At 68.2% G+C, this 22,327-nt stretch carries 16 protein-coding genes and 1 riboswitch; of the genes, 8 read left to right on the top strand and 8 right to left on the bottom strand.

The window, feature by feature from the left end; genetic code table 11:
- Positions 1 to 3: 3 nt before the first annotated feature.
- The 3 genes from AC30PD_RS20085 to metH form a co-directional block, all read right to left on the bottom strand.
- Positions 4 to 1,554: a DUF1501 domain-containing protein gene (locus AC30PD_RS20085; RefSeq protein WP_489537457.1), complete on the bottom strand. Its 1,551-nt coding sequence runs from the start codon at positions 1,552 to 1,554 to the stop codon at positions 4 to 6.
- Between the two features lie 27 nt (positions 1,555 to 1,581).
- A complete protein-coding gene (locus AC30PD_RS20080) occupies positions 1,582 to 3,372 on the bottom strand; it encodes a DUF1800 domain-containing protein (protein ID WP_489537456.1) in 1,791 nt (596 codons plus the stop codon).
- Between the two features lie 238 nt (positions 3,373 to 3,610).
- Positions 3,611 to 6,316 (bottom strand): methionine synthase, encoded by a 2,706-nt coding sequence (metH, locus tag AC30PD_RS20075; RefSeq protein ID WP_489537455.1) that lies wholly within the window; start codon positions 6,314 to 6,316, stop codon positions 3,611 to 3,613.
- A gap of 77 nt (positions 6,317 to 6,393) precedes the next feature.
- A riboswitch (S-adenosyl-L-homocysteine riboswitch) is annotated at positions 6,394 to 6,502 on the bottom strand.
- 146 nt (positions 6,503 to 6,648) lie between these two features.
- Here metH and AC30PD_RS20070 point away from each other — a divergent pair.
- Positions 6,649 to 7,857, top strand: coding sequence for an HD-GYP domain-containing protein (locus AC30PD_RS20070; RefSeq protein ID WP_489537454.1), 1,209 nt, complete (start codon positions 6,649 to 6,651; stop codon positions 7,855 to 7,857).
- Positions 7,858 to 7,874: 17 nt separating this feature from the next.
- Here AC30PD_RS20070 and AC30PD_RS20065 read toward each other — a convergent pair whose 3' ends face one another.
- From AC30PD_RS20065 to AC30PD_RS20045, 5 genes are all read right to left on the bottom strand, one after another.
- Entirely contained in the window at positions 7,875 to 8,927 is a 1,053-nt protein-coding gene (locus AC30PD_RS20065) for a homocysteine S-methyltransferase family protein (RefSeq protein WP_489537453.1), read from the bottom strand.
- An 88-nt stretch (positions 8,928 to 9,015) separates the two neighbouring features.
- On the bottom strand, positions 9,016 to 11,133 hold the full coding sequence (locus AC30PD_RS20060; RefSeq protein ID WP_489537452.1) for a putative bifunctional diguanylate cyclase/phosphodiesterase: 2,118 nt from the start codon (positions 11,131 to 11,133) through the stop codon (positions 9,016 to 9,018).
- Positions 11,134 to 11,212: 79 nt separating this feature from the next.
- A complete protein-coding gene (locus tag AC30PD_RS20055) occupies positions 11,213 to 13,510 on the bottom strand; it encodes an ATP-binding protein (RefSeq protein ID WP_489537451.1) in 2,298 nt (765 codons plus the stop codon).
- 147 nt (positions 13,511 to 13,657) lie between these two features.
- Positions 13,658 to 13,948: a BTH_I0359 family protein gene (locus AC30PD_RS20050; protein ID WP_489537450.1), complete on the bottom strand. Its 291-nt coding sequence runs from the start codon at positions 13,946 to 13,948 to the stop codon at positions 13,658 to 13,660.
- 82 nt (positions 13,949 to 14,030) lie between these two features.
- Positions 14,031 to 15,095, bottom strand: a complete 1,065-nt coding sequence (locus tag AC30PD_RS20045) for a DUF3108 domain-containing protein (protein WP_489537449.1) — start codon at positions 15,093 to 15,095, stop codon at positions 14,031 to 14,033.
- 43 nt (positions 15,096 to 15,138) lie between these two features.
- Between AC30PD_RS20045 and AC30PD_RS20040 the strand changes: the two genes are divergently transcribed.
- The 7 genes from AC30PD_RS20040 to glcE all read left to right on the top strand — a co-directional run bounded on the left by AC30PD_RS20040 (position 15,139) and on the right by glcE (position 22,327).
- Positions 15,139 to 16,125 carry a fumarylacetoacetate hydrolase family protein gene (locus AC30PD_RS20040; protein WP_489537448.1) on the top strand — a complete coding sequence of 329 codons (987 nt, stop codon included), beginning with the start codon at positions 15,139 to 15,141 and terminating at the stop codon, positions 16,123 to 16,125.
- Entirely contained in the window at positions 16,122 to 16,613 is a 492-nt protein-coding gene (locus AC30PD_RS20035) for a retropepsin-like aspartic protease family protein (RefSeq protein ID WP_489537447.1), read from the top strand. Before AC30PD_RS20040 ends, AC30PD_RS20035 begins: the two co-directional genes overlap by 4 nt.
- 34 nt (positions 16,614 to 16,647) lie before the next feature.
- Positions 16,648 to 17,631, top strand: a complete 984-nt coding sequence (locus AC30PD_RS20030) for a TraB/GumN family protein (RefSeq protein WP_489537446.1) — start codon at positions 16,648 to 16,650, stop codon at positions 17,629 to 17,631.
- A gap of 102 nt (positions 17,632 to 17,733) precedes the next feature.
- On the top strand, positions 17,734 to 18,348 hold the full coding sequence (locus AC30PD_RS20025; protein ID WP_489537445.1) for a PhaM family polyhydroxyalkanoate granule multifunctional regulatory protein: 615 nt from the start codon (positions 17,734 to 17,736) through the stop codon (positions 18,346 to 18,348).
- Positions 18,349 to 18,352: 4 nt separating this feature from the next.
- Positions 18,353 to 19,615 carry an FIST signal transduction protein gene (locus tag AC30PD_RS20020; protein WP_489537444.1) on the top strand — a complete coding sequence of 421 codons (1,263 nt, stop codon included), beginning with the start codon at positions 18,353 to 18,355 and terminating at the stop codon, positions 19,613 to 19,615.
- Positions 19,616 to 19,680: 65 nt separating this feature from the next.
- Complete coding sequence (locus AC30PD_RS20015; RefSeq protein ID WP_489537443.1) at positions 19,681 to 21,195, top strand: FAD-linked oxidase C-terminal domain-containing protein; 1,515 nt, start codon at positions 19,681 to 19,683, stop codon at positions 21,193 to 21,195.
- Between the two features lie 13 nt (positions 21,196 to 21,208).
- Positions 21,209 to 22,327, top strand: a complete 1,119-nt coding sequence (glcE, locus tag AC30PD_RS20010) for a glycolate oxidase subunit GlcE (RefSeq protein WP_489537442.1) — start codon at positions 21,209 to 21,211, stop codon at positions 22,325 to 22,327.

Genomic DNA, 22,327 nt, shown 5'->3' with positions numbered 1-22,327 from the left:
GGCTCAGGCGGCCTTCATGAAGCCGAGGTCGCGGGTGCTGAAGTTCGTGAGGTTCGGGAACACCGTCAGCGCATTGGTGTCGCTCACGCCGAACCACTTGGCCAGCGTTGCGCCGAGCTGGTCGACCGAGGTTTCCGGCAGCAGGCTGCCGTTGCCGATCTGGTTCGGGCTGCTGTCGAAGTTGTTGTTGTTCGTGTTCTTCGCGCCCAGCACCGGGAAGTTGCCGTAGATGTCGCCGCCGTTGACGGCGCCGCCCATCACGAAGTGGTGGGCGCCCCAGCCGTGGTCGGTGCCGTCGCCGTTGCTGGTGAAGGTGCGGCCGAAGTCGCTCGCGGTGAACGCGGTCACCTTGTTCTGAGCGCCCATCGCCACCAGTGCCGTGTCGAAGTAGCGCATGGCGTGCGCGAGGCGGGCCATCAGGTCGGCGTTGTTGCGGTTCTCGTTGTCGTGTGAATCGAAGCCGCCGATGCTGACGAAGAAGACCTGGCGTTTGGCGCCGATGCCAGTGGCGGCGCTGGCGTCGATCATGCGCGCAACCACTTGCAGCTGCTGTGCCAACCCGTTGAAGGCCTTGGCGCCGGTCAGCGGGTTGTCGTACTGCAGTTTCGGGTCGGTGTTGGCGTTGTAGGCGCCGCTCGCCGGCGCGGTGCCGAACAAGGCGTCGCTCGGCGCTTTCAAGGCGGTGCGCAGCGTGAGTTCGGCGTCGATCGAGCGTTGCGAGACCGCGGCGAGGTCGGTCTCGAAGACGTGACCGCCGCGCGTGCCGCTGACGATGCGCTGCATGGCCGCCGCCACGTTGGTGGAACCGTAGATCCTGCCGTTGGCGTCGGAGCCCATGCGGATCGCGCCGTTGGTGCCGACCTGATACTGCTGCACCGACTCGCCCGACAACCACACGGCGTTGCCCGAAGCCGAGATCGACGTGAACACCGCGCGGCTGTTCTGCGCCGCGAACAAGTCGCCGAGCTTGCCGCCCCAACCCACGGTGGCGCCTTCGGGCTTGAAGCTCTGCCAGGTGTTCTGCTGGTCGTTGTGAGAGAACAGGCTGGCCGGCTTGGGGAACGAAGACTGACCGTACTGCGCCTTCGTAGTCGGCGCGATCAACGGGCCGACGTTGGCGACGATCGCGAGCCGCTTGTCGGTGTCGAACATCGTCTGCAGCGTGCCCATCAGAGGGTGCAGCGCAAAAGTGCGGCCCTGCGCGCGCGCGGGCGCGATCGGCAACACGCCGCCCAACCGCGCCGGCGAACCGGCCGCCGCGCCGCCCACCGGCGCCGTTCCGGGCGCGAGCAGGGCGATCGAGTCGGGCGCCTGGTTGCGCACCGCGGTGTAGTTGGCCCACGAGGCCGAGTCGGTCGGCAGGATCATGTTGAGCGAGTCGTTGCCGCCGAACATGAAGATGCACACCAGGGCCTTGTAGTCGCTGGCCGACTGTGCAGCCGCCGAACCGACGGCCGCCATGTTCAGTGCCAGTGGGGCGGCGGCCGCGCCGGCGGCGCTCAGCACCCCGGCGTTGCGCATGAAGAGGCGGCGTGAAGCGTTGTGGTGGTTCATGGTGAGTTGCCCTGCGTCACGTCTGCTTTATTTCTGGACCTGGTACTCGGGCGAGACCAGGGTGAGGAAGATCGCCGCGTTGACGCGGTTGCGCTTGGCGGTGTCGATCTGGGCCTGGTTCGTGCCGCCGGTGTTGAGCGCGGGGATCGCGATCGAGTCGACCGCGCCCTGGATCTCGGTCTTGAGCGCCGCCGGCATCGACCCGTACATGAGCTTGGCGCTCATCCGGTCGACGAGCTCGAGGCTCTTGTCGGCGAGGGCCAGTTCGGCCGTGAAGTCGGGCCGCAGGTCACGCCGGTTCAGCACCACGCCGTTGACGGTGCCGTTGGTCGAGCCCACGCCGCCGCTGACGTTGTCGCGCATGAAGTTGACGTAGCCGGCGGCCGTGGTTTCCTGAGCGAGCTGCATCTCCGGCGCTTCGAGGTTGGCACGCGCGGCCTCGGTGCCCGGCGGCACGTAGCCGGGGCGGAAGAAGTTGAAGACCGAGGGCGAACGCATCGGGGTCTGCCCGAGCTGGGTGCCGACGTTGTCGGTGTTGCCGACCCGGTAGTAGCCGGTGTCCGAGCTGAACGGGAAGGCGCGCAGGAAAGCCGACAGGCGCAGCACCGGCTCGCGCAGCTTGCCGGAGGTGGCCGAGACGGTGCGCGCTTCGGGGTTCATCAACACCGCCTTGACGACGGCCTTCAGGTCACCGCGCACACCCGCGCCGTTGTTGGCGAACACCGCGCTGACGGCGCTCACGTATTGCGGGCTCGGGTTGCTCGTGACCAGCCGCTGGATCAGTTGCCGGCCGATGAAGGGGCCGACGTTGGCATGCGCCGTCAGGGTGTCGAGCGCGGTCTTGAGGCTCGCGTCGGGGTCGGCGCGGGTCTGCGCCGGGATGGTCACGCCGAGGAAGGACTTCTCGTCGGTGCTGTGGTACTGCGGGTAGCCCAGCATCGAGACGAAGGTGCGGTCGGGGTTGGCGCTGCCGTTGGCCGAGCCGTTGAAGAAACAGGTGTTGTCGGGCCAGTCGGGGCAGTTCCAGCTCCACCCGGTGAACACCTTGGACATGCCGCTGATGTCGGCCGGCGAATAGGTGTCGATCGTCTTGCCGGCGGCGAGTTGCCGGGTGCCGTCGGCGTTGAGCTGGTGCAGGCCGATCGACATCAGCTGCATCACTTCGCGCCCGTAGTTCTCGTCGGGCACGCGCCCGGTGCGTGGGTCGGCTTTCTGGTTCCTGATCGACGTGAGATAGGCCCCCATCATCGGGTGCAGCGACACCGACTGCAGCAGGTCACGGTAGTTGCCGAAGGCACGCTCGCCCAGCATGTCGAGGTAGGCCGCGACCGCGCGCGGGTTGTCGCCGACCGTGCCGTCCTGCATCGAGATCACGAAGATCTGCGAGAGCGCGAAGGCCACACGCTGGCGCAGCTGGTCGTCACCGGTGATGGCACCTTGCCAGAAGGCGTTGATCGTGCCGTCCTGGCCGACGGTGCTGCTCGCATTGACGAGCTTGGCCGCGGCATCGGCCGCTTCCCAGATCGCGCGCTTCGAGGCCTGCGGTTTGGCGAACTGCTCGTCGATCCACGCGGCGTAGCCGATGGCCATCACACGGTCGATGTCGGCGTCGGTCGGGCCGAACGTGGCCTGCGTCAGGAAGCGCGCCGCTTCGCTGCGCGAGGCCGGCGTCTCGGGCGCGGTGCTGCCGGTGTCGGTGCTGCCGGAGCCGCTGCCGCCGCCGCAGCTGGCGAGAAACACGCTCATCGCGACCGCCGCCGCGATGCCTGTCAAACGGGCAACGCCGCCCCGCGACCCGAGCGCTTGTACTTTTTCCACGTGGACTCCCTGAGATCGTCGAGGTTTTGCGTTGGCACGACGCAGAGTGCGTGCCAGCGGGCCCGGGCGATTCTTGGGGGGCTTTGTGCGAAAAAGGCGTCAATACTTGGCAGGCGACACCGCCCTTACGGCTGGTCGCAATTGCCGCACCGACCAGTTTTGGCAATCCTGAAACGACTGCTTACGCGCCCACACACGTCGAGGCAGGCCGCGGACGGCACGCCGTCGCAAGCCGCGTTCAGAGCAACAAGGCTGCGAGCGAACGCCGCACCTTCGCTTCGTCTTGCGCGCCGCGCCTTGCCAGGTCCTGCAACTGGTCTTCGCCGATCTTGCCGACGTTGAAATAGGCCGCTTCGGGGTGGGCCAGGTAGAAGCCGCTGACGCTGGCGGCCGGCGTGATCGCCATGCTTTCGGTGAGGCCCATGCCGATCTCGGCGCACTGCAGGGTGTCGAACACCGCGGTCATCACGGTGTGGTCGGGGCAGGCCGGGTAACCCGGCGCGGGGCGGATGCCCGAATACTTCTCGTCGATCAGTTCGGCGGTGCTCAGCGTTTCGTCGGCCGCGTAACCCCAGAACTCCTTGCGCACGCGCTGGTGCAGGCGCTCGGCAAAAGCTTCGGCGAGGCGGTCGGCCAGCGCCTTCATCATGATCGAGCTGTAGTCGTCCAGGTCGTCCATGAACTGCTTGTCTTTTTTCTCGGCACCGATGCCGGCGGTCACCGCGAACAGGCCGATGTGGTCGGCCACACCCGAACCCTTGGGGGCGATGAAGTCGGCGAGGCACCGGTTCGGGCGCATCACGCCATCGACGACCGGCCTGGCGCTCTGCATGCGCAGGCCGCGCCAGGTCATCAGCACCTCGCTGCGCGATTCGTCGGTGTAGATCTCGATGTCGTCGTCATTCACGGTGTTGGCGGGGTACAGGCCGATCACGCCGTTGGCGGTGAGCCAGCGCCCTTCGATCAGGCGGCGCAGCATGCGCTGGCCGTCCGAGAGCACGCGCCGCGCCGATTCGCCGACGATGTCGTCGGTCAGGATCGCCGGGTACGGGCCGGCCAGGTCCCAGGTCTGGAAGAACGGGCCCCAGTCGATGACGGCTGCGATCTCTGCCAGGTCCTGGTTGCGGAACACGCGCCGGCCGGTGAACTTGGGCGCCACCGGCGTGAAGGTAGCCCAGTCGATCGGCGTCTTGTTGGCACGCGCCTGCTCGAGCGTGACGAGCGGCGTGGCCTTCTTGCCGGCGTGCTGCTCGCGCACCCGCACGTAGTCGGCGTTGAGCTCGTCGATGTAGGCCGCGGCGCGGTCGTCGCTCAGCAGGTCGCTGCACACGCTCACCGAGCGGCTCGCGTCGGGCACATAGACGACCGGGCCTTCGTAGTGCGGCGAGATCTTCACGGCCGTGTGCACGCGGCTGGTGGTGGCGCCGCCGATCAGCAGCGGGATCTTCCTGATGCGGAAGTAGTCATCACGCTGCATCTCGCCGGCCACGTATTGCATCTCTTCCAGGCTCGGCGTGATCAGGCCCGACAGGCCGATGATGTCGGCGCCCTCGACCTTGGCGCGCGCCAGGATGTCCTGGCACGCGACCATCACGCCCATGTTCACCACTTCGAAGTTGTTGCACTGGAGCACGACGGTCACGATGTTCTTGCCGATGTCGTGCACGTCGCCCTTCACAGTCGCGATCACGATCTTGCCTTTGGCCTTGGCTTCGCCACCGGCGGCGATCATCGCGAGTTTTTCGGCCTCGATGTAGGGCAGCAGGTGGGCCACCGCCTGCTTCATCACGCGCGCGCTCTTCACCACCTGCGGCAGGAACATCTTGCCCTGGCCGAACAGGTCGCCAACGATGTTCATGCCGTCCATCAGCGGGCCTTCGATCACGTGAAGCGGGCGCCCGCCGGTCGCCAGAATGCGCTGGTAGACCTCTTCGGTGTCGTCGGTGATGAAGTCGTTGATGCCGTGCACCAGCGCGTGGCTCAGGCGCTCGTCGACCGGCTTGTTGCGCCAGGCCAGTCGTGCGGTGTCGTCCTTGGCCAGGCCCTTGGCACTTTCGGCGATCTCGATCAGGCGCTCGCCGGAATCTTCGCGCCGGTTCAGCACCACGTCTTCGACGCGCGTGCGCAGCTCGGGCTCGAGGTCGTCGTACACGCCGACCATGCCAGCGTTGACGATGCCCATGTCCATGCCCGCCTTGATCGCGTGGTACAGGAACACGGTATGGATCGCCTCGCGCACCGGGTCGTTGCCACGGAAGCTGAAGCTCACGTTGCTCACGCCACCGCTGACCTTCGCGCCCGGCAGGTTCTGCTTGATCCAGCGCGTGGCGTTGATGAAGTCGACGGCGTAGTTGTTGTGCTCTTCGATGCCGGTCGCGATCGCGAAGATGTTCGGGTCGAAGATGATGTCTTCGGGCGGGAAACCGACCTCGTCGACCAGCATGCGATACGCGCGCTCGCAGATCTCGATCTTGCGCTGGTAGGTGTCGGCCTGGCCCTTTTCGTCGAAGGCCATCACCACCGCCGCCGCGCCGTAGCGCCGCACGAGCTTGGCCTGGTGCTTGAACTGCGCCTCGCCTTCTTTCAGCGAGATCGAGTTGACGATGCCCTTGCCCTGGATGCACTTCAGGCCGGCTTCGATCACGTCCCACTTCGAGCTGTCGACCATGATCGGCACGCGCGCGATCTCGGGTTCGCCGGCGATCAGGTTCAGGAAGCGCACCATCGCGGCCTTGCTGTCGAGCATGGCCTCGTCCATATTGATGTCGATCACCTGTGCGCCGTTCTCGACCTGCTGGCGCGCCACGCTCAGGGCCTGCTCGAACTCGCCGTTCAGGATCATCCGCGCGAAGGCCTTCGAGCCGGTCACGTTGGTGCGCTCGCCAACGTTGACGAAGAGCGTGCCTTCGCCGATCGATACCGGTTCGAGGCCGGAAAGTTTCATCGGGGAGACGGGCGTGTTTTCAGTGGTCATCGCAGGCATCCGTGCGGGCCCGCGCTGCTCACCGCGGACCAGTCAAGGTCGGGTGAGCGCCGTTGAAACGGCCGGGATCATGCTGATGCCCGGCCGGGCCCAAGCCTGGCAGCCGGGGACGGTTCGGTCCGGGCTGTCGCAGCGCTCCTTGGGCGAGCAGGAATTGTACGGTCGGTGCCGGCCGGCCCGCGCGGTAATGCTGCACGACTCAAGTCCGGCGCCGGCCTGACGATAAAACGTGCACAACCGGACCGGGTGGCTTGCCACCCCCGCCACGCCCGCCGCCCATTCCGCTTTGCCCGATGCCCGTTTTTCAACTCCCCTCTGACGTGCTTCGTGTCGGCGAACCGACACCCTTCGCCCTGCGCGACAAGACCGGCCGCCTGCTGATCCCGCGGGGCACGATGGTGGCGTCGGAAGCCCAGCGCCTGCAGCTCGCGGCGCGCGAGCTGTACGTGGACGAACAGGACGGCGAAGCGCTCAAGCGGGCGATGGCCGGCAAGCTCGACTCGATGGTGCGGCAGAACGCGCTGATCGGCCAGATTGCCAAGGCCCGCCCCGACCCGCTCGACGTGGTCGGCGGCAAGGCCACGGCGCAACGGATGACCGACCCGCTGGGTGCATGGTCGAGCCTTCAGTTGCGCATCAGCGCAGTGCTTCACAACCCCGGCCAGCCCGACTTCGAGGCACGATTGATGCGTGTGCAGGCGAGCCTGCTCGAGCTGCTGGTGAGCGACAGCGACACCGCGCTGCTGCTGCTCGTGCATGGCGCCACGCAGGAATACCACGACTACAGCGTGCGACACGCGATGCTGGTGGCGGTGGTCTGCGAGCTGGTGTCCCGCCACATACCGACCTGGAACGCCGAGTTGAGGCCCTCGCTGCGTTGCGCCGCGCTCACCATGAACGTGTCGATGACGCAATTGCAGAACACACTCGCCACGCAAGACACGCCGATCACCCCGCCGCAGCTCGCGCAGATCGAGCAGCACGGCAAGAAAGGCGCGGCGCTGATGCGCGCCGCCGGTGTGACCGACGAGCTCTGGCTCGGCGCCGTGGAGCAGCACCACGACATGCCACCCGGCCCGCTGGCCAACCTCCAGGTGGTGCAGCAACTGGCGCGCCTGATCCAGCGCGCCGACATCTTTGCGGCGCGGCTCAGCCCGCGCAAGAGGCGCCAGGCCATGTCGGCCACCGCGGCGGCGAAGGCCGTCTACCTCGACGAGTTCCAGAAACCCGACGAAGCCGGCTCGGCGATCCTGAAAGCGCTCGGCCTGTACCCGCCGGGCTGCCTGGTGCGCCTGAAGAACGGCGAGGTGGCCGTGGTGCTGCGCCAGGGCAAACGTGCCAACGAACCGGTCGTGGCGAGCATCGTCAACCCGCAGGGCATCGCGATCGCCGAGCCGGCACTGCGCCAGACCTGGCTGCCCGCGCACGCGGTGGTGGGCGGCGTGGCCGCCCACGAAGTCAAGGTGCGCCTCAACCTCGACCGGCTGCTCAAGCTGACCTGAGCCGCCGGCCCCCGGGCTCAGACTGTTTCGGTTTCGCGCGCCAGCGCCATCGGCCCGCAGCAGCGCGGCTGGTAGCGCCCGACACGCTGCGCGATCGCGGCGATGTGCGCCGGCGTGGTGCCGCAGCAGCCGCCGGCGATGTTCAGGAAACCCGCCTTCGCGAACTCTTCGAGCAGGCTGCCGGTGATCTCGGGCGTTTCGTCGAAACCGGTCTCGCTCATCGGGTTGGGCAGGCCGGCGTTCGGGTAGCAGCTCACGAAGGTGTCGCCGGCCACGCGCGACAACTCTTCGATGTAGGGCCGCATCAGCGTGGCGCCGAGTGCGCAATTCAGGCCGATCGCCAGCGGCCGCGCGTGGCGCACGCTGTGCCAGAACGCGCTGACGGTCTGCCCCGAGAGAATGCGGCCCGACGCGTCGGTCACGGTGCCCGAGATGATCACGGGCAGGCGTTCGCCGGTTTCTTCCATCAGCTCGTCGAGCGCGAAGATCGCGGCCTTGGCGTTGAGCGTGTCGAAGATCGTCTCGACCAGGAACAGGTCGCAGCCGCCTTCGAGCAGGCCGCTGGCCTGCTCGTGGTACGCTGCTTTGAGCTCGTCGAACGTGACGTTGCGCGCCGCCGGGTCGTTCACGTCGGGGCTGATGCTGGCGGTCTTGGGCGTCGGCCCGAGCGCGCCGGCCACGAAGCGCGGCTTGTCGGCGGTGCTGAACTTGTCGCAGGCGGCGCGTGCAAGCTTCGCGGCGGCCACGTTCATTTCACGTGCGAAGGCGCCCAGGCCGTAGTCGTCCTGCGCCACGCTGGTGGCGCCGAAAGTGTTGGTCTCGAGAATGTCGGCACCGGCCGCGAGGTACTGCTCGTGGATCTCGGCGATCACCTCGGGCTTGCTGAGCTGCAACATGTCGTTGTTGCCCTTCAGGTCTTTCGGGTGGTCTTTGAAACGCTCGCCACGGTAGTCGCTCTCGACCAGCTTGTAGCGCTGGATCATGGTGCCCATGGCGCCGTCGAGGATGGCGATGCGCTGGCCGAGGATCTGCGCGAGTGCCGCGCCGCGGGTGTAGTGAGGGGCGTTCATGCCGCCATTGTAGAAAACGTGTCAAGCCCGCGGCACGCGGCGGGTCAGCGCACCATGCCGCTTCTCATGCCGCATTGCACGGCCGCGCTCAGGCCATCTCGACCGGCGCCGTCTGCGCGAACAGCGAATCGCGGAACGTGAGTGCGCTCGGCCCCAGGTCGGCCATGGCCCAGAGCGCGAGCGCCTTGGCCGACATCGGCTTGGCGAACAGGTAACCCTGCAGTTCGTCGCAGCCGAGCGAACGCAAGATCTGGTTCTGCGCCTCGGTCTCCACGCCTTCGGCCACCACCTTCAGGCCGAGCGCCTGTGCGAGCTTGACGACGGCGTCGACCACCGCGCGCGCATCGGCGCTGGTTTCCAGGTCGAGCACGAAGCTGCGGTCGATCTTGAGCTCCCTCGCCGGCAGCTTGCGCAGGTAAGACAAGCTCGAATAGCCGGTGCCGAAGTCGTCGATCGAGATGTGCACGCCCACCGCGGCCAGGCGTTCGAAGATCTTCATCGTGGCCGCCGGGTCTTCCATCGCCACCGACTCGGTGATTTCGCAAGTCAGCAGCATCGGGTTGATCTGGTGCCGCGCCAGTGCATCGGCGATGCGCTCGGGCAGGTCGGGGTGGCGCAACTGGTGCACCGACAGGTTGATGGCCACGCGCATGCGCAGGCCTTCGTCGCGCCACACACGCGCCTGGCGGCAGGCTTCGTCGATGACCCAGTTGCCCAGCGCCGCGATCAGGCCGTAGCGCTCGGCGATCGGTATGAACACCGCCGGGCTGACCATGCCCCGCTGCGGGTGGTGCCAGCGCATCAAGGCTTCTGCGCCGGTGATTTCGCCGCTGGGCGCATGGATCTTGGGCTGGTAGTAGAGCTCGAGCTGGTTTCTGGCCAGGGCCATGCGCAGATCACGCAGCAGGTCGAGCTGCTCGCCCACGCCGGTGAGCATGTGCTGCTCGAAGAACGCGTAGGTCGCGCCACCGCTGCGCTTCACGGCGCGGGCTGCGGCGTCGGCGTGCAGCATCGCGGTGGTGTGGCCGCCGTGCTGCGGGTAGAGCACGACGCCGATCGAGCACGAGAGCACGGCCTGGCGGCCTTCCAGTTCGCAGGGCTCGGCCACCGTGGCGAGCAGTCGCTGCGCCATCTTCGCGGCACCGTCGCGGTCGGCATCACGGTGCAGCAGCAGGGCGAATTCGTCACCGCCCACGCGGGCCACCGTGTCGCCGGAGCGCGCCACCGACGCCAGGCGTTGTGCGATTTCCTGCAGCGCCAGATCGCCCACGCGTCGGCCGAAAGAATCATTGATCGGCTTGAACCCGTCGAGCGCCACGAACAGCAAAGCCAGCGGCTGCCCTTTGCGGTCGGCCTGCACCGCCGCGGTTTCGAGCAGTTGATCGAACGACCCGCGGTTCGGCAGCGAGGTCAGCGTGTCGGTGCGCGCCGCTTCGTCGATGCGGCCGATGGCTCGGCGCAAGGCACGCGTCATGCGCGCTTCGATGACCGAGAGCAGCAGCAACACCAGCAGCAACACCGCCGAACCCACCGAGGCGAGCAAGGCCAGCGTGCCATGGCTGGCCGCGCTGAAATGGTTCAGCGAGACCGCGTCGAAAGGCACGCGCGCGGCGAAGGTGCTCATCACGTGCGAGCCGCTCAGTGCCAGGCCCAGCAGACACGACGCCGACAGCTCGCGCGGCACACCGCCAGCGTGTTTCTTCGCGCGCAGCGTGAGCACCAGCGCCACCATCGCGCCGGCGGCGGCGCTGAGCGGCACGCCGGCCGCCCACAACGGGTGCCAGGACAGAGACGGCGCCATCCGCATGCCCGCGAAGCAGAGCGCGAAGGTGGCGAACACGACAGCGCCGAGCAGCACGGCGGCGGCCAGCAGCCGCGCCCAGCCCGGTGCGCGCACCATGCCGAGCTTCAATGCCAGCGCGCTGCCGAGCACGGCCACGACCCAGGCCGCGAACGTGACCCGGCCGCCGTAACCGATGCCGAACGGCAACACGTCGCCCGAGAGACCGACGAAGTGGGTCGACCACAAGCCGGTGCCCAGCGCGAGCGCGCCGCCGGCCAGCCAGGCCTGGCCCGCAAGGCCGGGGTTCGTGACCACGCGGCGCGCCATGCCGAGCGCCACGTGGCTGGCCAGCCACGCCATCGCGAGCACGGCAAGCCAGAGGCCGGGCGCGGTGGCCCAGGGGATGAATTCGTCAGAGGTCATGTCGCTCCGTTGGCGCCGAATGCCCGTTTGTTCAGGGGCTTATCGACAGGAACGGCGCACGACTTGAGCCGAAGACTCCTCAGTGCAGGAAGCCGATGCCGCGCTGCTGCCGCACTTCGGGCTTGACGCGGTGCTCGGCCTCGAGCTGCGACAGGAATTCGTCGGCCTCGAAACTTTCGCCCAGCACGTCGCACTGGCGCTTGACCGAAGCGAAGTCTCCGGGGGCCAGCGATGCAAGCTGGGCCAGCCGACCGGCCTGCTCGGTGGTCAGGCGCGACGCATCACCGCCCAGCGCCTCGACCACGAACATGCGCTCGCGCTGCTCGGGCTTGAGCGGCTTGAACTGGATCTTGAAGGTGAAGCGCCGCAGCGCCGCTTCGTCCAGTTCCTGGAACAGGTTGGTCGTGCAGATGAACACGCCCGAGAAGCGCTCCATGCCCTGCAGCATCTCGTTGACTTCGCTGATCTCGTAGTTGCGTTCGGCCATGCGCCGGCTGCGCAGAAAACTGTCGGCTTCGTCGAGCAGCAGCACGGCGTTCTCGGTCTGCGCTTCATCGAACATCTTCGCCATGTTCTGTTCGGTCTCGCCGACGAACTTGCTCATGATGTCGCTGGCCTGGCGGATCATCAGCGGGCGCTGCAGCTCGTGCGCGATGTGCTCGGCCAGCGCCGTCTTGCCGGTGCCTGGCGGGCCGTAGAAACACAGCGTGCCGTAGCTCTTGCGGCGCAGCGCCTCCACGATCTTGGGCACCTCGAAGCGTGATTCGGTGTTCACGAGGCCGAGGTCGTAGCTCGTCACCACACGCCGCGCACCCCGCTCGGTGCTGGTGTTGCCGAGCGCCTTGTCGGCGTTGCCGAGCTGGCGCTCGATCAATGCTTCGAGGCCGCTGCCGTCGCCGGCGAGCCTGGCGAACTTGACCGCGGTGCGGATCTGCGCCGGCGTCAGGCCTTTGCGCTCGGCCAGGCGTTTGGCAAAACCTTCACCCACGTCCACACCGGCCAGCGCGCGACCGACCAGGCTTTCGCGCGCGCCGGGCGGCGGGCTCTTGAGTTCGAGGTGGTACTGGAAGCGGCGGCGGAACGCCGGGTCGATCTGCTCGATGCGGTTGGTGACCCAGATCACCGGCACCGGGTTGGTCTCGAGAATCTGGTTCACCCAGGCCTTGCCGCTCACGCTGCCGCTGAGCGCGCCGTCGCCAGTGTCCAGGCGCGCCATCAGTTGCGCCGCGTCGGTGGAGATGGGCGGGAACACGTCTTCGACTTCGTCGAACAGCAGCGCGACACTCGGGCTGCCTTTCAGGAACACCTGGCTGATCTGCAAGGACCGATAACGGTCGCGGCCGCTGAGCGAATTGCCGTCGCGGTCGGCGTATTCGACTTCATAGAGTTCGAGCCCGGCCGATTGCGCCGCCACCTTGGCGAGCTCGGTCTTGCCGGTGCCGGGCGGGCCGTAAAGCAGCACGTTGACACCCGGCTCCTTGCGCGCAATGGCGTTCTTGAGCAGCGACGTGAGCATCTGCTGATCGACACCGACGAAGTCGAAATCGGCTTCGGTCAATTCGCTGCGCCTGGCGGGGCGCGTGAACACCGCCATCAGGTCGGACGGGCCGTCGTACTTGCGCATCAACACCGGCGGCAACTGCTCGCTGACCTTCATCAGGTCGGCCAGGTCGGTGATGTTGTGTTCGGAGATCAGGTTCTCGACCATGCCGATGCGCTCGAGGCGCGAGCCGGCGCGCAGCGCTTCGGCCACGTCGGTTTCGCTCACACCGGCCACGCTGGCGATCGCGGCATACGCTTCCTGCGCGTTCGAGACCTTGAACTCGACCAGCAAGCCGCGCAGGTCGCGCTGGTAACGCGCGAGCGTGCCATAGAGCAGCAACGCGCGTTCGGCGGGGTTGAGCTGCAGCAGGCCGGCCAGCGCGTCGATGTTCTTTTCGACCAGAGTCGATTCCTTCTTCAGGCTGCGCCCCAGCCAGTCGGCGGTGGCGCCGAGCACGGCGAGCAGGTCTTTCGGCGCGTCCTTGATGTATTCGTCGACGTAGAAGAACAGCGTGCCTTCTTCGTACGGTCCGCGCCAGCCGCCGTGGCGCGCCATGAACGCGTCATCGCTCAGGGCCTCGTGGCCACGCCAGTGTTCGTTGCCCTTGCAGCGGGTGTTGAGAAATTCGCGCAGACGCCCGAGCACCGAGCTCGGCCACACGAGGTGGCGGCCGGTGAGCGAGAGCAGGCTGTTCCAGTCGCGCCGCAGGTTGAAGCGGCCGGCGTTGCGCGTGGTGAGCGTCAGCACGAACTGCGAGCACATGCGGTCGAGCACCGGCGCTTCTTTCAAGCCGGGTGACAGCAGCAAGCGTCCTTCGCTGTAGCTCTTGACCATGCAACCTCCTGTGAACCATCTTGGCGCAGAGTGCACCTGACGGCAAGCCCTGTGTGAACAGGGCTTGCAAACGACCTTAACGCAGGTGGAGGTCGCAGGACGACAGAAGGTTTTGTTCACGTGCCGCAGATCACGGCCGCGGGCCGGTCAATGCAGGATGACGGGTTGTTGCATCAGCGACGCAAAGCGCTCGATGTAGTCGTCGATCTCTTCTTCGGACGGGCTGGTTTCGATCAGCGCCTCGACGCCGACCTTGAAGCTTTCGGCCAGCACGCCCTGGATGAAGATTTCCTTGCGTGCGAACTTGTCGACGATCTCGTAGCCGCCATGGCTCAGCGAGGCGCCGTCGAGCGCGGCGCCGCCTGGCACGGTGCCGGTGTCGGTGGCCACGTCGAACAGCACCACCGCGTAACTTTCCGAGTTGTAGAGCATTTGCATGAACGACTCTCCTGCTCGACCACGTGAGTCCATCAACGCAAATATCAAGCCAGCGGCCGACACGGGCCCCCGCGAACCGGGGTCAGGGCGGCGTGTCCATGTCTTGCAGGTGCAGTTCGATCCCTTCGTCGTTCGGGCCGGCACGCCAGGCGGCGCGCACCGGCAGGTGGTGGCGCTTCGGGTCGAGCCAGACCTCGACCGTGGTGTCGTACGGCCCGCGCGGCTCACGCCGGAACCGGAGCGCGGCCACGCTGCCGGCGCGCGACTCCACCGCATCGGCGCCGATGCAACGGAAAGACCACACACCCGCATCGCCGTGCGCACCGGTGACGAACATCAGCACCTTCGCGCCGGGCAGCGCCAGTGCCGGCTCGGCAGCGACGATGGCACCGAGCTCGATCATCCAGCTGAGCCGGTCCTGGGCACCGGCCTGCAGCGGGTAGACCACTTGAGGACCCGAGTAGGTGATCTTGCCGGCATCACGCTGAAAGTTGGCAGCGGAAAGCTGGCGCCGCACGCGCCGGTCGGTGAAGCGCAGCGGCGCGATGCCGGCGTCGTCGAAACCGCCCTGGCTGACCTGCGTGAGCACGGCCAGGCCGGCGACGCGGCCTTCGAGCCGAAGCTCGTAACGCTCGGCGGCCGGCCGCCACTGCAGCTCGCCGTTGCCACGCAACGCGCCCCGCTGCAGGTCGTAGCGCAAGGTCACCGGTGGGGGCAGGCGCGTGCGGTAGTGCGGAATGGTCTCTTCAGCGGGCGACGCCGCCGCTTCCGCTTCCGCTTCCGCAGCCGCCGGCCCGGGCGCGGGATCCGGCGGGGCGGGTGGTGGTGCGGCCGCCACCACGGCCTTCGCGGCCGGCGCCGCCACGGCGGCCACCCGCAGCGACACGGGCCTCGGGGCCGCGGGCATCGGTTCCACGGCGATCGGCATCGGCGCAGGACTTGCCGCCACCGCGGCCGGCGGCGCTTCGGCCACGGCCCGCACCTGCATCGGATCGGCGGACCGCGGGGTGGCCACTTGTCGCGGCCAGGCCCAGTCGATGCCGCTCAGCGCACCGGCGTGCAGCAGCAGGGCCAGCGCAGCGAGCAGCGCCAGCACCTTCCAGCGGCGGCCCGCCGCGGTACCGGAATCGGCCTGTGCCCCGTGCATCGACAATACGGCTCCTTTCCTGCTCCACGGCCCTGCACCACCCATGAAGCTTGCGACCTACAAAGACGGCTCACGCGACGGCCAGCTCGTCGTCGTCTCGCGTGACCTTTCCACGGCCCACTATGCCAGCGGCATCGCCACACGGCTGCAACAGCTGCTCGACGACTGGGGCTTCATCTCGCCGCAACTCGAAGAGCTGTCGCAGACGCTCAACCACGGCAAGGCGCGCCACGCCTTCGCGTTCGAACCCGAGAAGTGCATGGCGCCGCTGCCACGAGCCTACCAGTGGGCCGACGGCTCGGCGTTCATCAACCACGTGGAGCTGGTGCGCAAGGCGCGCAACGCCGAAGTGCCGGAGAGTTTCTACACCGACCCGCTGATGTACCAGGGCGGCAGCGACGATTTCATCGGCGCACGCGACGACATCGTCTGCGCCAGCACCGACTTCGGCATCGACTTCGAGGCCGAGGTCGCCGTGATCACTGGCGACGTGGACATGGGCACGGCACCCGACGCCGCGATCGACGCCGTTCGCCTGGTGATGCTGGCCAACGACGTGAGCCTGCGCAACCTGATCCCGGCCGAGCTGGCCAAGGGTTTCGGCTTTCTGCAGAGCAAGCCCGCCACCGCCTTCAGCCCGGTCGCCGTGACGCCCGACGAGCTCGGCGACAGCTGGCGCGGCGGGCGCCTGCACCTGAACCTGGAAAGCGTGTGGAACGGCAAACGCGTCGGCCTGTGCGACGCCGGCCCGGAAATGACCTTCCACTTCGGCCAGCTGATCGCGCACATCTGCAAGACACGCAACGTGCGCGCCGGCAGCATCGTGGGCAGCGGCACGGTGAGCAACAAGGACTGGTCGCGCGGTTATTCGTGCATCGCCGAGAAGCGCGCAATCGAAACCATCGAAGGCGGCGCACCGAAGACCGACTTCATGCAGTACGGCGACACGATCCGCATCGACATGAAAGGCGCCGACGGCGCGAGCCTGTTCGGCGCGATCGAGCAGCGGGTGGCGGCGAGCCCGGCGTGAGCAACGAACTCCCGCGCACCTTCAAGCTTGTCACCGTCTGGCTGCTGCTCGGCGTTCTGGTCTTCCTGGGCATCCAGTGGTGGATGTACCGGGCACGGCAGACGCAGTTCCAGGTGAGCGGCGGCGTGGTCGAGTTGCGCCGTGGTGGCGACGGCCACTACCACTGGCCGGGCCGCATCAACGGGCGCGAGGTCGACTTCCTGGTCGACACCGGCGCCACCGGCACCGCGATCTCGGCGAATCTGGCGCGTGAGCTGAACCTCGAATCGATCGGCACGGTGCAGTCCAGCACGGCCGGTGGTGTGGTCACCGGCCAGGTCGTCACGGCCGACGTGAGCCTGCAGGGGGGTGTCGAGGCGCAGCGCCTGCGCGTGGTGGCGCTGCCGGGCCTGAGCGACCGGCCGCTGCTGGGCATGGACGTGCTCGGGCGCCTGAAGTGGCAACAAGGCGACGGCGTGTTGCGCTTCGAGCTGAAGCCGGCACGCTGACGCAGCGACCGCAGGCTGCGGCTAAGCTGCGGGCATGAAGACACTTCTCGACAGGCGCGCGGTCTGGCGCTGGCTCGCTGCAGCGCTGCTGGCCTGCGGCGCCGCAGCGCAAGCGCAAGCCCAGGCCCAGACGCCCGCCACTTGCCCACCGGTGGCCACGCCGCTCACGCAGGACGAAATGCAGGCCGGCCTGCGCAGCGCGCGCGACCGCGGCTTCCTGTGGCGCGTCAGCCGCGACGGGCGCGACTCGTGGCTCTACGGCACGGTGCACGCGGCCCGGCGCGAGTGGATGTTCCCCGGCCCCAAAGTGTCTCAGGCGCTCCGGGCCAGCGACACCATTGCCCTCGAACTCGACATGCAAGACCCCGAGATCGGCCGCCGACTCGGTGCCGGCATGGCGGCGCAGCGCAACGCGCCGCTGCCCGACGCGCTGCGTCAGCGCCTGTTGCGCCTGGCCGAGGCCGAATGCATCCCGGCCCAGATGCTCGCGCCGCTGAGCCCGGAGATGCAGGTGGCGACACTCTCGGTGCTGGTCGGGCGGCGCGACGGCATCGACCCGTCGTACGGCATCGACGCCGTGCTCGGCGGCTTCGGGCGCGCCACCGGCAAGCCGGTGCTGTCGCTCGAAACGCCGGAACAGCAACTGCGCGTGCTGCAGATGCCGAGCACACGCGAAACGCTGAGCTTCGTCGAGAGCGGCATCCACGACCTGGAAAGCGGTCGCGCGCGACCGCTGGTGTTGCGGCTGACGCAGGTCTGGGCCGACGCCGACCTCGACACGCTCTCGTCCTACGAGTCGTGGTGCGACTGCCTGAAGACCGAGGCCGACCGCGCCCAGCAGGCGCGCCTGCTCGACGCCCGCAACCCGCCGCTGGCCGATGCGATCGCGGCACTGCACAACGCCGGCAAGAACGTGTTCGCGGCCGTCGGCAGCCTGCACATGATCGGGCCGCTCGGCCTGCCCGATTTGCTGGCGCAGCGTGGTTTCTCGGTCGAACGGGTGCGCTTTTCGCCCTGAAAATGGGGCTCGGGCGCGGTGCGCTCGTGGCTGTTCTGAATGCACAATGAATCGCGCCGCGAACCCGCAGAGCGCGGCCCACGCACCCGCCGAGGAGACTCCATGACCGACCCATCCGCCTTCACGAAACTCGTGCCGGGTTTCGACTTTCTGCAGAACCTGGTGAAAGGCGCAGGCGTGGCGCTGCCCGGCATCGGCCAATGGGTCGCGCCGACCATCGACCCGGAAGAGATCGACAAGCGCATCAAGGAACTGCGCACCGTGCAGTACTGGCTGGAGCAGAACGCGCGCATGCTCGACGCGACCATCCAGGCGCTCGAGGTGCAGCGCATGACCTTGTCGACGCTGAAGACGATGAACGTGCAGATGGACGACCTGCGCGAGTCGATGAAGATCAAGGTGCCGCCCGCGGCGGCGGCGCCGGAACCCGAGCCCGAGCCCGAACCTGCGCCCGCCGCGGCCACCGAGGCGCCTGCGGCGCCCGGCGTCGTCGACCCGATGCAGTGGTGGGGCGCCCTCACCAAGCAGTTCACCGAACTTGCCACCACCGCGATGAAAGACACCGGCGCCGACGCCGCCAAGACGCTGGCCGGCGCCATGCTCAAACAGTCGATCGACGCCACCGGCCAGGTGGCCCCGAAAGTGAAGCGGCCGGCCGCGAAGGCTGCCGCGAAGAAGAAGCCCGCCGCGCGCAAGAAGGCGGCAGTGACCCGCTGAACCCATGAAGCCGTTCCTGCACGCCCACGCCACGCACCCCGATTGGCGCATGGCGCTCGCGCTGGCCGCGGCGCAGATCGACGCGCAGCGCAGCGAGCCGGGCGCGGCCGCTCCGTCGCTCGGCTGGGTCTACTTCAGCGACCAGTACGCTGCTCACGCCGTCGCGCTGCTGGCCGAGCTGCACCTGCGCTGGCCGGGCGTGCAGTGGGTCGGTGCCAGCGGTGTGGGTGTGGCCGCGAGCGGCGTCGAATACTTCGACGAGCCGGCGCTGGTGCTGATGCTGGCCGAGATCCCGCGCGAGCGCTTTCGGGTCTTTTCGGGCGCTCGCCCGCTCGGCGGCTTCAAAGCGCACACCGCCAACGTGCACGCCGACCCGGCCGGCAATGACCCCGACGAGTTGCTGCGCGACATGAGCGCGCGCACCACCACCGGCTACCTGTTCGGCGGCCTGGCCTCGTCTCGAAGCCAGGCCGTGCACATCGCCGAAGACGTGCTCAGCGGCGGCCTCTCGGGCGTGGCTTTCGACGCCCGCGTGGCGCTGGTCTCGCGGGTGACGCAGGGCTGCCAGCCGATCGGCAGCACACGCACCATCACCGCCGCCGACCGCAACGTGCTGACCACGCTCGACGGCGAAGCGGCACTCGACTGCCTGCTGCGCGACCTGAAGTTCGAAGGCAGCGACCCGCGCGGCGCGCTGCCGGCCTTGCGCCAGACGCTGGTCGGCCTCAGCGACGCCGCACCGGACGTGAGCGCACAAGCGCTCGACGACAGCACGGCCTTGCGCGGCCGCTTCGACCACATCGCACGGCGCGGCGCGTTCGGCCCCGACACCCGCGTGCGCCACCTCGTCGGCCTCGACCCCGGCCGGCGTGGCATCGCCATCGGCGACATCGCCGAGGTCGGCAGCCAGATCGCTTTCTGTACCCGCAACACCGAGGCCGCGCGCCGCGACCTGATGCGCATCTGCGCCGAGGTGCGTGACGAGGTCGAGCCCGAAAGCTTGCCGATCGAAGCGGCGCTCGCACTGAAGGGCGGCCCGGCAGGCCAGGCCACGGCACCCTCGGCCCACGGTATCGCCGGGGCGATCTACGTCAGCTGCGCCGGGCGCGGCGGGGCGCATTTCGGCGCGCCATCGGCCGAACTCGCGATCGTCAAACACGCGCTCGGCGACGTGCCGCTGGTCGGCTTCTTCGCCTCGGGCGAGATCGCACGCGGGCAGCTGTATGGCTACACCGGCGTGTTGACCGTGTTCAGAAGCGCCGGGTAAACAAGGAAGGTCTTGCCGTTGCGGCTACATTGGCGCTCCATGCCAGCCGACCGAGAGCCCCCGCCATGAATGCAGCCCTGCCCGGCAATGTGGCTGCCGCAGCCGCCGATGCGGCGCAGCGCAAGGTGCGCCAGGTCGAAGTGGTGGCCGCGCTGTCGGCACTGCTGCCGGCGCACGCCTTGCTCTGGCACGCCGAAGACACCGTGCCATACGAATGCGACGGCCTCACCGCCTACCGCGAGCAGCCGCTCGTGGTGGCGCTGCCCGAAACCGAAGCCCAGGTGGCCGCCGTGCTGCGCGAATGCCACCGCCTCAACGTGCCGGTGGTCGCGCGCGGCGCCGGCACCGGCTTGTCGGGCGGCGCCTTGCCGAACCGGCTGGGCGTGACGCTGAGCCTCGCCAAGTTCAACAAGATCACGAAGCTCGACCCGGTTTCGCGCACCGCCGTCGTTCAATGCGGCGTGCGCAACCTCGCGATCAGCGAAGCGGCTGCGCCTTACGGCCTGTACTACGCGCCCGACCCCAGCAGCCAGATCGCCTGCACCATCGGCGGCAACGTGGCCGAAAACTCCGGCGGCGTGCACTGCCTCAAATACGGCCTGACGCTGCACAACGTGCTGCGGGTGCGCGGTTTCACGGTCGGCGGCGAGCCGGTCGACTTCGGTTCCGACGCGCTCGACTGCGCCGGCCTCGACCTGATGACGATCCTGGTCGGCAGCGAGGGCATGCTCGCGGTCACGCTCGAAGTGACCGTGAAGCTCGTGCCCAAGCCGCAGCTCGCGCGCTGCATCATGGCCAGCTTCGACGACATCCGCAAAGCCGGCGACGCGGTCGCCAACGTGATCGCCGCCGGCATCATCCCGGCCGGGCTCGAGATGATGGACAAGCCGATGACGGCCGCGGTCGAAGACTACGTGCACGCCGGCTACGACCTGAACGCCGCTGCGATTCTCTTGTGCGAGAGCGACGGCACGCCCGAAGAAGTGGCCGAAGAAATCAGCCGCATGGAAGCGGTGCTCGGCGCCAGCGGTGCCACACGCATCGAAGTGAGCCAGAACGAAGCGCAGCGCCTGAAGTTCTGGAGCGGCCGCAAGAACGCGTTCCCCGCCACCGGCCGCATGAGCCCCGACTACATGTGCATGGACTCGACGATCCCGCGCAGCCGGCTCGCCGACATCCTGCTCGCCATCGGCGAGATGGAAAAGAAATACGGCCTGCGCTGTGCCAACGTCTTCCACGCCGGCGACGGCAACCTGCACCCGCTGATCATGTTCGACGCGAACGACGCCGACCAGCTGCACCGCTGCGAGCTCTTCGGTGCCGAGATCCTGGAGCGCAGCGTCGAGATGGGCGGCACGGTCTCGGGCGAACACGGCGTGGGCATCGAAAAACTCTCGGCGATGTGCGTGCAGTTCTCGCCGCCGGAGCGCGAGCAGATGCTGTCGCTCAAGCGTGCCTTCGATCCGAAGGAACTGCTCAACCCCGGCAAGGCCGTGCCGTCGCTGGCGCGCTGCGCCGAGTACGGAAAGATGCACGTGCGGCGAGGGCTGCTGCCGTTCGCCGATATTTCCCGCTTCTGAAGACTCCCCCCGCATGAGCCCCACGGACCCCGCGCTGCAGGTACTGATCGACCGCATCCACAGCGCCCGCTCCGCCGGCGCGCAGCTCTGCATCCGCGGCGGCGGCAGCAAAGACTTCTATGGCGAAGCGCCGCAGGGCGAAGTGCTCGACACCCGCATCCTCGAAGGCACCTCGAGCTACGAGCCGACCGAACTCGTCGTCACCACACGCTGCGGCACCTCGCTCGCCGACCTGGAAGCGCTGCTCGCCACCAAGGGCCAGTGCCTGCCGTTCGAGCCGCCGCACTTCGGCGACCTGGAACTGAGCGCGTCGTCGCGCGGTGCCACCGTCGGCGGCATGGTCGCGGCCGGCCTGTCGGGCCCGTCGCGGGCTGCCACCGGCTCGGTGCGTGATTACGTGCTCGGCGCCACCATCCTGAACGGCAACGGCGAGGTGCTGAGCTTCGGCGGGCAGGTGATGAAGAACGTGGCCGGCTACGACGTGTCGCGGCTCATGGCGGGCTCGATGGGCACCCTCGGCGTGATCCTCGAGGTGTCGTTGAAAGTCTTGCCGGTCGCACCGGCCACGCTCACGCTGCGCATGGAGATGGACCAGGCCACGGCCATCGCCCAGCTCAACACCTGGGGGGGCCTGCCACTGCCGCTGAACGCCAGCGCGTGGTGGGACGGCAACCTGATCCTGCGCCTGCGCGGCGCACTGGCCGCGGTGCAGGCCGCGCGTGCGCGCTTTGGTGGCCAGGTCGTGAGCCCCGAACACGCGCTGCCGTTCTGGGACGGGCTGCGCAACCACGACGACGAATTTTTCGTGAAGGCGCGCGAAGCCGTGAAGACAGGCGCCACGCTGTGGCGCATCTCGGTGCCGCAGACCGCGCCACCGCTGGCACTCTCGGGCGAGATGATGATCGAGTGGGGCGGCGCGCAGCGCTGGCTGTGCAGCGCGATGCCGGCCTCGAACGTGCGCGACGTGGTCGCACGCGCCGGCGGCCACGCCACCTTGTTCGCGGCGCAAGACAAGGGCGCCGGCGTGTTCGCGCCGCTGCAGTCGCCGCTCGACCGCATTCACCGCGAGCTGAAGAAGTCGTTCGACCCTTCCGGCATCTTCAACCCCGGCCGCCTGTATCCCGGGCTCTGA

It is taken from the genome of Rhizobacter sp. (assembly GCF_032229685.1).
In the GTDB taxonomy this organism is placed as follows: Bacteria; Pseudomonadota; Gammaproteobacteria; order Burkholderiales; family Burkholderiaceae_C; genus LMDS01.
This window is presented reverse-complemented; position numbering and strand designations above follow the sequence as displayed.

Excerpts from the sequence above, each read along its gene's own strand:
- AC30PD_RS20015 (WP_489537443.1), top strand. The coding sequence starts at position 19,681 with ATGAATGCAGCCCTGCCCGGCAATGTGGCTGCCGCAGCCGCCGATGCG.
- AC30PD_RS20060 (WP_489537452.1), bottom strand. The coding sequence starts at position 11,133 with ATGACCTCTGACGAATTCATCCCCTGGGCCACCGCGCCCGGCCTCTGG.
- AC30PD_RS20030 (WP_489537446.1), top strand. The coding sequence starts at position 16,648 with ATGAAGACACTTCTCGACAGGCGCGCGGTCTGGCGCTGGCTCGCTGCA.
- AC30PD_RS20055 (WP_489537451.1), bottom strand. The coding sequence starts at position 13,510 with ATGGTCAAGAGCTACAGCGAAGGACGCTTGCTGCTGTCACCCGGCTTG.
- glcE (WP_489537442.1), top strand. The coding sequence starts at position 21,209 with ATGAGCCCCACGGACCCCGCGCTGCAGGTACTGATCGACCGCATCCAC.
- AC30PD_RS20020 (WP_489537444.1), top strand. The coding sequence starts at position 18,353 with ATGAAGCCGTTCCTGCACGCCCACGCCACGCACCCCGATTGGCGCATG.
- AC30PD_RS20040 (WP_489537448.1), top strand. The coding sequence starts at position 15,139 with ATGAAGCTTGCGACCTACAAAGACGGCTCACGCGACGGCCAGCTCGTC.
- AC30PD_RS20065 (WP_489537453.1), bottom strand. The coding sequence starts at position 8,927 with ATGAACGCCCCTCACTACACCCGCGGCGCGGCACTCGCGCAGATCCTC.
- AC30PD_RS20085 (WP_489537457.1), bottom strand. The coding sequence starts at position 1,554 with ATGAACCACCACAACGCTTCACGCCGCCTCTTCATGCGCAACGCCGGG.
- metH (WP_489537455.1), bottom strand. The coding sequence starts at position 6,316 with ATGAAACTTTCCGGCCTCGAACCGGTATCGATCGGCGAAGGCACGCTC.
- AC30PD_RS20070 (WP_489537454.1), top strand. The coding sequence starts at position 6,649 with ATGCCCGTTTTTCAACTCCCCTCTGACGTGCTTCGTGTCGGCGAACCG.
- AC30PD_RS20050 (WP_489537450.1), bottom strand. The coding sequence starts at position 13,948 with ATGCAAATGCTCTACAACTCGGAAAGTTACGCGGTGGTGCTGTTCGAC.
- AC30PD_RS20025 (WP_489537445.1), top strand. The coding sequence starts at position 17,734 with ATGACCGACCCATCCGCCTTCACGAAACTCGTGCCGGGTTTCGACTTT.
- AC30PD_RS20045 (WP_489537449.1), bottom strand. The coding sequence starts at position 15,095 with ATGCACGGGGCACAGGCCGATTCCGGTACCGCGGCGGGCCGCCGCTGG.